The 11300-nt window shown below is 61.0% G+C and carries 13 protein-coding genes; 8 read left to right on the forward strand and 5 right to left on the reverse strand.

Annotated features, from left to right (window positions below; all coding sequences use genetic code 11):
* The first annotated feature begins 18 nt into the window (after positions 1-18).
* Together CJ178_RS02020 and CJ178_RS02025 are read left to right on the forward strand one after the other, a co-directional pair.
* The gene (locus CJ178_RS02020; RefSeq protein ID WP_045067938.1) at positions 19-774 is read left to right on the forward strand and encodes a tryptophan-rich sensory protein; all 756 of its coding nucleotides are present in this window, start codon (positions 19-21) and stop codon (positions 772-774) included.
* 118 nt (positions 775-892) lie between these two features.
* Positions 893-1813 carry an NAD-dependent epimerase/dehydratase family protein gene (locus tag CJ178_RS02025; protein WP_033234948.1) on the forward strand — a complete coding sequence of 307 codons (921 nt, stop codon included), beginning with the start codon at positions 893-895 and terminating at the stop codon, positions 1811-1813.
* Positions 1814-1952: 139 nt separating this feature from the next.
* On the opposite strand, the gene CJ178_RS02030 is transcribed toward CJ178_RS02025, so the two are convergent.
* From CJ178_RS02030 to ctaD, 3 genes are all read right to left on the reverse strand, one after another.
* On the reverse strand, positions 1953-2255 hold the full coding sequence (locus CJ178_RS02030; protein WP_033234947.1) for a hypothetical protein: 303 nt from the start codon (positions 2253-2255) through the stop codon (positions 1953-1955).
* Between the two features lie 107 nt (positions 2256-2362).
* The gene (locus tag CJ178_RS33150; RefSeq protein ID WP_045067238.1) at positions 2363-2767 is read right to left on the reverse strand and encodes a YtxH domain-containing protein; all 405 of its coding nucleotides are present in this window, start codon (positions 2765-2767) and stop codon (positions 2363-2365) included.
* Between the two features lie 122 nt (positions 2768-2889).
* Positions 2890-4620, reverse strand: a complete 1731-nt coding sequence (ctaD, locus tag CJ178_RS02040; RefSeq protein WP_033234946.1) for an aa3-type cytochrome oxidase subunit I — start codon at positions 4618-4620, stop codon at positions 2890-2892.
* A gap of 217 nt (positions 4621-4837) precedes the next feature.
* On the opposite strand from ctaD, the gene CJ178_RS02045 reads away from it, so the two are divergent.
* From CJ178_RS02045 to CJ178_RS02060, 4 genes are read left to right on the forward strand one after another with little or no spacing between them, the layout of a single operon-like run.
* The gene (locus CJ178_RS02045; RefSeq protein WP_095885996.1) at positions 4838-5218 is read left to right on the forward strand and encodes a PPOX class F420-dependent oxidoreductase; all 381 of its coding nucleotides are present in this window, start codon (positions 4838-4840) and stop codon (positions 5216-5218) included.
* 25 nt (positions 5219-5243) lie between these two features.
* Positions 5244-5858 (forward strand): TetR/AcrR family transcriptional regulator, encoded by a 615-nt coding sequence (locus CJ178_RS02050; RefSeq protein ID WP_245005979.1) that lies wholly within the window; start codon positions 5244-5246, stop codon positions 5856-5858.
* Positions 5855-6868: a TIGR03617 family F420-dependent LLM class oxidoreductase gene (locus CJ178_RS02055; protein ID WP_095885998.1), complete on the forward strand. Its 1014-nt coding sequence runs from the start codon at positions 5855-5857 to the stop codon at positions 6866-6868. The genes CJ178_RS02050 and CJ178_RS02055 overlap by 4 nt, the downstream gene beginning before the upstream one ends.
* The gene (locus CJ178_RS02060) at positions 6865-7680 is read left to right on the forward strand and encodes an enoyl-CoA hydratase/isomerase family protein (RefSeq protein ID WP_095885999.1); all 816 of its coding nucleotides are present in this window, start codon (positions 6865-6867) and stop codon (positions 7678-7680) included. Before CJ178_RS02055 ends, CJ178_RS02060 begins: the two co-directional genes overlap by 4 nt.
* A gap of 22 nt (positions 7681-7702) precedes the next feature.
* On the opposite strand, the gene CJ178_RS02065 is transcribed toward CJ178_RS02060, so the two are convergent.
* Together CJ178_RS02065 and CJ178_RS02070 are read right to left on the reverse strand one after the other, a co-directional pair.
* Positions 7703-8734: a phosphotransferase family protein gene (locus tag CJ178_RS02065; protein WP_095886000.1), complete on the reverse strand. Its 1032-nt coding sequence runs from the start codon at positions 8732-8734 to the stop codon at positions 7703-7705.
* Positions 8727-9872 carry a hypothetical protein gene (locus CJ178_RS02070; protein WP_095886001.1) on the reverse strand — a complete coding sequence of 382 codons (1146 nt, stop codon included), beginning with the start codon at positions 9870-9872 and terminating at the stop codon, positions 8727-8729. The genes CJ178_RS02065 and CJ178_RS02070 overlap by 8 nt, the downstream gene beginning before the upstream one ends.
* A 100-nt stretch (positions 9873-9972) precedes the next feature.
* On the opposite strand from CJ178_RS02070, the gene CJ178_RS02075 reads away from it, so the two are divergent.
* Positions 9973-10602 carry a TetR/AcrR family transcriptional regulator gene (locus tag CJ178_RS02075; protein WP_257012975.1) on the forward strand — a complete coding sequence of 210 codons (630 nt, stop codon included), beginning with the start codon at positions 9973-9975 and terminating at the stop codon, positions 10600-10602.
* A gap of 200 nt (positions 10603-10802) precedes the next feature.
* Positions 10803-11246: a Fur family transcriptional regulator gene (locus CJ178_RS02080; protein ID WP_033235028.1), complete on the forward strand. Its 444-nt coding sequence runs from the start codon at positions 10803-10805 to the stop codon at positions 11244-11246.
* Positions 11247-11300: the final 54 nt, after the last annotated feature.

The raw sequence follows: 11300 nt of genomic DNA on the forward strand, positions 1-11300 counted from the left end.
TCCGGTATGGGTCAGGTTATGAAACTCGTCGTTGTTGTCAGCGCCGTGATCGCAGTAGTCGGATCGTTCATCGGTTCGGGAGCCTGGATCGGCACGCCTATCGCGGAGGCAGCAGGAGGTGCACTGAGCGCTACTTCAACGCTGGTGGCACCGGCCGGGACTGCGTTCTCGATCTGGTCGGTTGTCTACGGCGGTTTTCTCGCATACGCGATCTGGCAGTTCCTGCCGGGCAGAACTGTGCGTCACGAGGCCTTGCGTCCCGCGATAGCCGTGTCGATGCTCCTCAATGCTGCCTGGATTCTCTCGGTGCAGGCCGGATTGTTGTGGCTGAGCGTCGTGATTATCGCGAGTCTGCTGGCCGTGCTTGCGCGAGTGTTCGTGCTGCTTCAGCGACAGCGCCCGGAGAACGGGATCGACGCGGTGATCACGGACGGCACCATGGGTCTGTATCTCGGCTGGGTGTGCGTCGCAACCATTGCCAACGTCACCGCCTGGCTCGTCGATCTGGGTATCACGAGTGCCGCGACGACGTGGGCAGTCATTGTTCTCGCCGTCGCTGCCATGGTCGGAGTTGGCCTTGCGACCGGTTCGCGCGGCGCGATCGCGCCGTCGATCGGCATTGTGTGGGGACTCGCGTGGGTGGCGCAGGGCCGACTGGGTGGCGAAGTGGCGAACACGGCGGTCGGTATCTCGGCAGTGCTTGCCGCCCTGTTGGTCGGTGTCTATACCGCCGGCGTCAGGCTCGAGCTGACCGGCGCGCACCCGGCGAAATGAATTTTTGATCCCGGTTGGTGAGAGAAGTCATCCCGAAGCGATTCCGGTTTACCTAGATTCATGAATCGAAGTATTTCTCCACCTTGAAGTAATTCTCTACGTAAAGAAGAGGCATTCTGTGAAGATCCTGATTGTTGGCGGAACTGGCATGATCGGTGCCCACACGGCACTTCACCTTCGCGACATGGGAAACGACGTCACCGTCGCGGCGCGTAATCCACTCGCCGATGACTCGCCTGTGCGAGATTTCCCGGTCCTGCTCGGTGACTACACGGAACAAACTTTCACGGCGGATCAACTGGCACCGTTCGACGCGATCGTCTTTGCCGCCGGTCAGGACGTGCGACACATGGGCCGCGGCGTCGATGAGGCGGAATTCTGGGAGAAGACACAGTCCGGTGGGGTGCCGCGGTTCGCGGCCCTGGCCAAAGAGGCTGGTGTTGCCCGGTTCGTCCAGGTGGGAAGCTACTACCACCATCTGCGTCCCGAATTGGCAGAGACGATGCCGTACATCGCTGCGCGAAAGGCTGCCGACGAAGGAGCACGGGCGTTGGCCGACGAGACCTTCAATGTCTCGACGCTGAACCCGCCCTCAATTCTCGGCGTCATCAGTGGAACGTCTGCCAAGCGTTACCGCAAGATGTTCTCGTGGGCTGCGGGCAACGAGGCACAGATTCCTGATTTCGCTCCGGCCGGCGGCACCAATTTCATGTCGGTGCGGTCTTTGGCGGAAGCGATCTGGGGCGCGCTGCAACACGCGGAATCCGGCAAGGCATATCTGATCGGCGACCAGAATCTCACCTACCAGCAGTATTTCCAGTTGCTGGTTGCTGCGGCAGGCGGCGACCGGGAGATCGGCGAACGCAATGAGGAGCACCCCATCCTTCCGGACAGCTTCATCGTCCAGGGGCGCGGCAACGTCATCTCCTACGAGCCGTCTGACGCCGACACCGCGCTCCTCGGTTACACCCGGAACGACTGTGCGCGAGCACTTACCGAGATGCACGAGACAGTGAAGGAAGCCGTCGACGCACGCTGACGTCGTGGCCCGCTGTCCTTTTGGTGATCCTGTTTCGGTGTGTCGCCAAGCCCACGCCAGTGGACAGCGGGCCGGCCGGCCCAGCGAGCCAGGCCGCGGCTTGCGGCCGCGCTACGCGCCGCTACCGCGATCCTCGTCTTCAGTCCTCGTCAGGGTAGTTCCAGTCGAACACAACCTTCGCGGGCGGAACCGCCTCCGCGACGCGAAGCTGCAACGACTTCTCGAAGGTGGGACGCCACTTGTAGAAACCGCTGAAAATTACGGGATGCTGTGACACGACGTGCACGTCACGGGTCCCTTCGGGATTTTCTCGCCGTGAGATGACCACCTCACGTTCGAGCCGATTTTCCTCAACTACCTGCTCGAACAATGTGTAGATCGCGTCGGCGTCTGCCGGCGTGAGGCCATACACACCAAAACGGACATCGATATTCACAGACATCCGACAACTGTAGGTCGAGGTTCACCCGACAGTTGCATTGAGGTGACGGATGTTCGGCTCGGGTGCACGCGATTTCCGTTGTCCCGCACACCAACGCCTCTGTCAGGTCAGGCTTTCGGATCCGGGTTTTGGTTGCGGCTGGTGTGCCCCTGGCCGGAATCGCTTGGTGCGGCATCGTCTGGCGGGGCCGGGGTGCCGGGCGAGTTGCCTTCCGCTGTCGGAGTTGGGGTCGCAACCTCATCGGGTGTTTCTCCGATGGCTGGACCGCTCGCAGTGCTTGTCTCGGCGTTGTGGTGGCTAGCTTTTTTGGCAAGGTCGCCGACCTTGTGTTGCACCTGCGGTGCCTTCTCCTTGACGGTTTCCGCCACTTCGCTCACTTTTTCCTGGACAGTCGGGTTGTGCCACAGTTCGAGGGACTGGTCCCTCATCTTTTCGTAGGTTTGTCGTCCGGATCTGGTGCCCACGACGAATCCCGCAGCGGCGCCCGCTATGAAGATCAGTGCTTTCTGCATGACGTCTCCTGGTGTCGTCCGGCATGGAACGAGGTGGACGAGTTGTCACTGATCGCTCGTCCACCCACGAATACCCGTCAACAAGCCTGCTAACCGCGCGAGCGGCGGTATGACGGAGCGTCTTAACGATCAGCGGTGTCTTCCAAGGACATTGCGCGCGCGGAGTGGCCATCGCTGGTGATGTGAGCTTCGGCGCGCATCCGGTCGACCATGTGTGGGTAGTGAAGTTCGAACGCGGGGCGTTCTGATCGAATTCTGGGAAGTTCGGTGAAATTGTGCCGGGGCGGGGGACAACTGGTTGCCCACTCGAGCGAGTTTCCGAATCCCCACGGATCGTCGACCGTGACCACTTCGCCATATCGGTAGCTCTTGAAGACGTTCCACACGAACGGCAACGTGGATGCACCGAGAACGAACGCGAAGAGCGTGGACACGGAATTCAGCATCGTGAACCCGTCGGAAGGTAGGTAGTCGGCGTATCTGCGCGGCATTCCTTCTGCGCCCAGCCAGTGCTGCACAAGGAATGTGCCGTGGAATCCGACAAACGTGGTCCAGAAATGCCAGACGCCGAGCCGGTCGTCCAGCATCCGGCCGGTCATCTTCGGGAACCAGAAGTAAATGCCGGCAAACGTCGCGAACACGATTGTGCCGAACAGAACGTAGTGGAAGTGCGCGACGACAAAATAGCTGTCCGTGACGTGGAAGTCGAGTGGTGGGCTCGCGAGGATGATGCCAGTCAATCCGCCGAACAGAAACGTGACCAAGAAGCCGAGGGAAAACAGCATGGGTGACTCGAAAGTCAACTGTCCCTTCCACATTGTGCCGATCCAGTTGAAGAACTTGACTCCGGTGGGCACCGCGATCAGGAAGGTCATGAAGGAGAAGAAGGGCAATAGAACGGCGCCGGTGGCAAACATGTGGTGTGCCCAGACGGCGATGGACAGCGCCGCAATGGCGAGAGTGGCGTAGACCAGGCCGTTGTAGCCGAAGATCGGTTTGCGGCTGAAGACCGGCAATATCTCCGAAATGATGCCGAAGAAGGGGAGGGCCACGATATAGACCTCGGGGTGGCCGAAGAACCAGAACAAATGCTGCCACAGGACGGCACCGCCGTTGCTCGCGTCGTAGACGTGTGCGCCGAGGTTTCGGTCGGCGAGGAGTGCCATCAGGGCTGCAGTCAGGATCGGAAAGGCGATCAGGATCAGTATCGACGTGATGAAGATGTTCCAGGTGAAGATCGGCATGCGGAACATCGTCATTCCCGGCGCGCGGAGGCAGATCACGGTGGTGATCATGTTGACCGCTCCGAGAATGGTTCCGACTCCGGCCAATGTAAGACCGGTAATCCAGAGGTTGGCTCCGGCGCCGGGTGAGAACGTGTCGGTGGACAACGGCGCGTACGCAGTCCAACCGAAATCGGCCGCGCCGCCAGGCGTGACGAACCCACTGATCGTAGTAATCGCGCCGAACAGGTAGAGCCAGTAACTGAGGGCGTTCAATCGGGGAAACGCGACGTCAGGTGCTCCGATCTGCAGCGGCAGTATGTAGTTCGCGAAGCCGAAGACGATCGGGGTCGCGTACAGCAGAAGCATGATGGTGCCATGCATGGTGAACAGTTGGTTGTACTGCTCGTTGGACAGGAACTGCATTCCTGGAACAGCTGTCTCGGCACGCATCATCAACGCCATCACGCCGCCGATCAAGAAGTAGGCGAACGACGTGAACAGATACATCAAGCCGAGTTTCTTCGGATCTGTGGTCGTCAACGTGTCAAGAAGCGCCTGGCCCTTCCGCAGGCGGCGTGGGGGATACGGCCGTCGGCCTACGAGGGCGCGGACTGGTACTGCGGTCATCAGGTCTCCCATCGCACGTATGGAAGCGCGACTGCAAGAGTTGTTACCCGTACTTGAAGCTGGCGAAACAGCGCTGAACTATCTCGGATGGTGTGGATTCTCGGCGGATCCCGGTGCGGAACAATATCCATTCCTGCGTCGTTGTCCGGGCTATGAGCGACGATACGGAAGTCCGGGACGCACTCTTCGAGCTTGTTGCCAAGGGAAACAGGGTGTTTTGGCAACAATCAAGCGGGACGGCAGGCCGCAGCTGTCCAACATCATTTACCGCTGGGATTCCGAGTCGCGAACGGCATCGATCTCGATTACGGCGGACCGCGTCAAGAGCAAAAATGCCGAGCGTGACCCGCGGGTGTCACTGCATGTGAGTGCTCCGGATTTCTGGAGCTATGCAGTGATCGAAGGCATTGCGAAGTTGACTCCATCAGCTTCCGATCCACACGACGAGGTGGTCGACGCGCTGGTTGATCTCTATCGAGACATCAGTGGCAATGAGCATCCCGACTGGGAGGACTACCGCCGCGCGATGGTGGCGGAACGCCGCCAGATCCTGAGTGTGCGAGCAGATCATGTGTACGGCATGTCGGGCACCGGTTAATAACGTTACGAGCTACTATGTAATGGTGAATTCGGAGACACCACGCGCCGGCCGGCCGCGCGACCCGGGCAAGGACCAAGCTGTGCTGGTTGCAGCGCGCCGCCTCCTGGCCGAAGTTGGCTACCAGCAGACGACGATTGCCGCCATCGCCCGGTCGGCCGAAGTGAATACGCCGGCTATCTACCGCCGATGGCCGACTCGCGAAGCATTGATCGAAGAAGCAGTGCACGGGACCGGAGGCCATCCGTTGCCCGAGGTGTCCGGAGATCTCCGAACAGACCTCGCGACGTGGGTGCGGATCTTCCTGGTTCGAGCCGCGCGACCTGCGGCCAGGGCCGGTGTTCCGGGACTGCTCGCGGACCCTCAAAGTGAGGACGCCCGGCAGCGTTTGCTGGCCATCGGCGCTCCGGTTCGCAAAGCCTTTCAAGAGATGTTGGACGACGCCGCTGCTCGGGGAGAAATCCCGGTCGACGTCGACGCGACGTTCCTGTTCGATCTACTCTCGGGCGCCACCACTATGCGTGGTCTCACGCGTGGCGCCGAGGGCGAGGACCGCTTCGTCGATTCACTTGCAGGTTCGCTGTTCGTGTTGGCAGTGCATGCAAGCGAGACGATCGGTCTGAAAGCAGGGCACGAATGAAGATCGATCTCCAGTTGGATTCACGTCCCGAAGACTCGGCAGCGCGCGCGAAGGAACTTGTTGCGCTGGGCGCCGACGGTCTTTTCACGTTCGAGGGCGCACACGACGTTTTTGTCCCGCTCGTCGCAGCGTCAGGTGTGGTCGAGGCGGACCTCATGACCAATGTGGCGATCGCGTTGCCCCGCAGTCCGTTGCACCTCGCTCATGTTGCGAACGACCTACAGGCATTGAGCCGCGGTCGATTCCGGCTCGGTTTGGGTTCGCAGATCCGTCCCCATATCGAGCGACGCTACGGTAGCGAGTGGTCGCGGCCAGCCGCACGAATGCGGGAAGCAGTACTTGCGATCAAAGCGATCTTCACTGCGTGGGAAGAGCGTTCGCCCCTGGATTTCGTGGGCGAGTTCACCCAGCACACGCTCATGCCACCAACGTTCGATCCTGGACCTAATCCGTACGGTCCGCCGGAAATCTGTCTGGGAGCGTTGGGGCCCTTGATGACTCGGGCCGCTGCGGAAGTGGCAGACGGGTTGCTTGTCATGCCCTTCAACAGTGCCCGTCATTTTCGCGAGCGGACCATGCCCGCAATCGAGGAGGGGCTCGAACTCGGCGGGCGTACCAGGGCGGATCTTGCGATCTACCCGCAGGTGCTGGTTGGTGTCGGGCGGACCGCAGACGAACTCGCCGACGCCGAGCGCGGGGTCCGGAGTCTGCTCGGGTTCTACGGTTCCACGCCGGCGTATCGGCCGGTGTTGGAGGTCGACGGCTGGGAAGATGTTCAGCCCGAACTCAACTCGCTCTCCAAGCGGCGCGAGTTTGCTGCAATGACGGACCTGATCGATCGAGACATGATGAACACGCTTGCAGTGGTGGGTACCCCCGAGGAATGTGCGGCAAAGATCATCGCGCGATTCGGCGACCACGCTGAGCGCGTGTGCTGCTACTTTCCTGGATACTCGGTATCTGATTCCCATGTTGCGGAGATGATTTCGGCGCTCGGGAAAATGCGATGACAAGCGGGGTGCTGGTGGAGGTGGACGGCGGCGTAGCCGTAGTCACCCTCGACCGGCCGGAACGACGCAACGCGTTCACCGGGGCGATGGGTCGAGCACTGGGTGAGGCGTACCGGAATCTTGACGCCGATGACGGCGTTCGTGCCATCGTGCTGACCGGTGCGCCGCCGGCATTCTGTGCGGGCGCAGATCTAGGGGGAGGCGCGGACACGTTCGATGCGCCTGTCGGTGACGGCTTTTCGGCATCGCCGATCAACCCACCGGCCTTCGATTTGCGTAAGCCCGTGATCGCGGCGGTGAACGGACACGCGATAGGTATCGGACTGACTATCGCGATGCAAACAGACATCCGGATTTTTGCCACCGATGCCAAGTATGCGATTCCGCAGGTTCGCCGGGGAGTGTTGCCCGACGCGATGTCACATTGGACCGTTCCGCATATCGCCGGTATGGCGGTTGCTGCCGATATCCTGTTGACCGGTCGCACATTTGACGGTGCGGAGGCTGTTCGGCTGGGACTCGCGAGCCGTTGCCTGCCCGCAGACGACGTGTTGCCCGCCGCCCTGGGCATCGCTCGGGATATCGCGGTGAATGTTGCACCCATGTCGGTTGCGCTGTCCAAACGTCTCTTGTGGCAGTCGGCCAGACACGGCTACGGTCCCGAGCGGGTAGCGGACCTCGAGACAGAGTTGCACTTGCGTGTGATGGGTGAGCCCGACTCGTCCGAGGGGGTTCGCGCCTACCTGGAACGGCGTGACCCACACTGGGTCTCACGGCTGTCATCCGACTGGCAGGAGATTGCTCCGCAATGACTCAGTGTGGGGTCAGGCCGCGCTAGGCGTGTGCCAACAACTGTTCGAGGCGGCGGCTACAGAATGCGGTGATGTCCGCGTGCTCACCGAGTTGTAGGTGCGTGGACAGTCGCAGTAGCGGAACCGATAACAGCACCGCAGCGAGCACCTCGTTGAACAACAGGTTCTGGACCGGCCATCCTGTCAGTTCCTCGTAGCGGGTGATCGTCTGCTCCCGGGTCGGTGTGCCAGGCAGAGATGGGTGACCCTCGAACTCGCTGCAGGCCCAGTCGAGGAACAGCATCCACGCCAGGTCGGCTTCGTGATCACCCAGATACGCCATTTCCCAGTCGAGTACACCGGCAACGGAATGGTCCGGGCTGTAGAGGATGTTCGACATGCGCGCATCGCCCCAACACAACGTGACATGTTCGGGCTCGTAGATATTCGCGCGGAGCCACGACAGTGCCTTCTCCATTACCGGCGACAGACTCGGCGCTGCCCAACGCACGGCCCAGTCGAGATAGTTCACGGCCTGCTCGATCGGTTTGTCCCCGAACCTCGGCATGGAGAGAAAGTCGAGGCGAAGCTCGCCGGGGTCGAGTTGATGGATGCGGGCCATCGTCTCGACGCAGCCCCACCACATCCGCGCCCGACTCTGCTCGTCGGCCTCGAAGTAGTTTCCGGCGGTGTGATACGACGGAAAATCGCTGGGAGCCTCGGCATTTCCGATGCGTTCCATGACGTAGTACGGCCCGCCGAGAGCATTATCGGCGTTGTCTATCCAGAGCATCCGGGGGACAGGCAGATCGGTACCGGCAAGTCGCTTCGACACCAAATACTGGCGTCGTAGGTCGTAGTCGGGAAACAGGGAGATCTCGGGTGGGCGTCGGAACACGAAGCCCGCCCCCGAATTTTCGGACCCTTCCAGCTCGAACAGGTAGGTCTCGGTGGAGAACCCGCGCTCGGTGCGTTGCCAGGCGACGATCTTCGCTTCCTGTGCGCCTGGAATCTGTTCGCGAACAACGGGTTCCAGGGTCGATGCCAGAGCCTGCGCGGCGACACGTTCAGTCATTGTGTGCGTCCGTCCGGTTTGCCGACCAGTCCGTGTACCCGTACCGGGGGTTCACACCCATGAAAACCATCTCGACCAGTCCGTGCCCGATCTTGTCACCCATCCGAACCTCGCACAGTGTTTCGCTGAGCATGCTCACTTGGCGGATCTCGTCGAGGTTGGTGATGTCCACTGTGAAGCTGTCGCTGAAGTCCTTGCCGCGGTACATGCCCGAGGCGTAACCGCGGTATTCGTCGTAACCGGCTAGTCCCGGCCAGAAATCACACACCGGATTCACTTCGATGACGTCGGTGGTTCGGTCGGCGCGATGCACGGTGAAGGTACCGGATTTCACGACGCGCAGATCGTCACGGAACTTCAGGTCGTGTTCGACGTCGCTGATGGGTAATGGGTCCTTGCCGCTGTCGATCGGGAAGAGCACTTCGCCCTCGAACTGCCAACGCGCTCCCGTGCTCGTTTCACGCTGCGCGAAATGCACTACCTCGTCGTCGAATTGGAAGATCCCCATGTAGTACAGGACTCCCTCCGGAACCTCCGACGGCTGCAGGTTCGCGCCCTCCGACAGGCTGCCGCCCCCGCCGCCGTGGCGAACGCCCCACGAGTGGTCACGACCGAACCACCAGTTGTCCGGATCGATCTCGATGCGCTCGCCGTCGATCTCGATCCAGCCGGTGATCGTGCCGTTCTGGTAGAAGCGACGGGCGTCCTCGCGCACTCTGCCACGGGTGCGGTGGAATGCTGCCGTCTGCTCGTAGACCGGAAAGTCGCCGGAGAAATCGAGTTGCAGGCTCAGTCCGTGCTCGTTCGACTCGACGGTCGAGCGAACCTTGCGCAGCGGTTCGACGATCTCGTAGGTGTACGGCCCGACGCTCCAGGCCGCAAGAGCGCCGGTCTGCGGGTTCAGTTCGGTCGACAGACGAACCACGCGAGCCTCTTCGCCCTTGCGTGTGACCATCGCGTAGGCGTCGAGGACGTTGCGGTTCGGGTATTTGGCCAGGCCGGTCATGACGGAGACCTCGCCGGTTTTGTCGAACCCGTACATCACGATGCGTTCGGTCCAACGCAGGTCGCTTTGCGAGACGTGGTCGAGTGTCGTGGGTAGTTGGTGGATGAGCAGTTCGTCGTGCGGAGTGATCACTGCGGGCCCCTTCGTGGTGGATGGATGCCTTCAATCTATTACGGAGCGCATCGCAACGTAATAGTTTTCGGCAAATATATCTCCGGTAATGTCCGCGGATGTGGATGAACGCAGAGATCGTCGAACCGGTACCGCTGGCGTGGGGAGGCCCCGCGATCCTCAGGTGGACCTGGCCGTTCTCGCCGCCACCCGGGAATTGCTCGTAGAGCTCGGCTACCAGAAAACCACCATCACGGCGATCGCCCGACGAGCAAACTTGGGTACGGCAGCGATCTATCGGCGCTGGGCAACTCGCGAATCGATTATCGAAGAAGCGGTCTTCGGCATGCAGAATGGTGCATTGCCCGCGACTACCTCGAATTTGCGCGAGGACCTACTGATCTGGACGCGATGGTTCCTCACGCAAGTGGCGGAACCGGCAACTCGCGCAGCCATTCCGGGCTTACTCTCTGCATATCAACAAGAGGAAGGCGCGTACCAGCGACTGGTTCTCAGTTCCGAGTATCCCGCCCGACTGGCACTCCTCGAGCGGGTGCGCGCCGAGTACCCGGAGCGGTCCGAGGCGGACGTTGCCGCCGCCACCGATGTCGCCTTCGATTTCCTCGTTGCGGCCACGATTGTCCGCGGACTCACCAGTGGACTCACCGACGCCGACGCTTTCTGCACCCGAACCGCCGCATCATTGGCGCTGCTGATCACCTCTACGCGCAGCGATATCAACGAGGAGTAATTGCATTCAGGCTAGGTAAGGGATTCGACACTTCGCGTCGGTCGGGCCGCTGATACTGCGCGCGGAGGATAACGGCCACAGTGACATCTGTGGCAACAATCCGGAATCAATTCGAGCTCGAAACCATTCGGTTGGCGTCAATTCCAACTATTTTCGCGAAAGTCTTGGATCAGTCCAGAAATCCGCGTCATAGTAGTGGGGTGTCCTCGACGCCGGACTTTCCAGCACAACTGCGTGACGCAGAGCTCCGTGTGACCCGACCACGGGTTGCGGTGCTCGAAGCGCTGCATGCGCGTCCACATGCCCCGACGGATTCGATTTTCGATGCTGTTCGGGCGGTTCTACCGGGAGTGTCTCGCCAAGCGGTGTACGACGTACTGCATGCGTTGACTTCAGTGGGAATCGTGCGGCGGATTCAGCCTTCCGGTTCAGTGGCTCTCTACGAGTTGAGGGTTGGTGACAACCATCATCACGTCGTCTGCCGATCGTGCCGGACGGTGTCGGACGTCGACTGCGCAGTTGGCGAGGCACCTTGTCTGACGCCACCGGATTACGACGGCTTCGAGTTCGTCGAAGTCGAAGTTGTCTTCTGGGGGATGTGCCCCGACTGCGCGGCATCACAGAGTTCGCGATCACACCCGTGATCGGAGTCGGATCTATTTGCTCATGGAGGGATTAACGTGTCCGATAGTTGCCCG

The sequence above is a fragment of the Rhodococcus sp. ACPA4 genome (assembly GCF_002300185.1).
Lineage (GTDB): Bacteria > Actinomycetota > Actinomycetes > Mycobacteriales > Mycobacteriaceae > Rhodococcus_F > Rhodococcus_F globerula.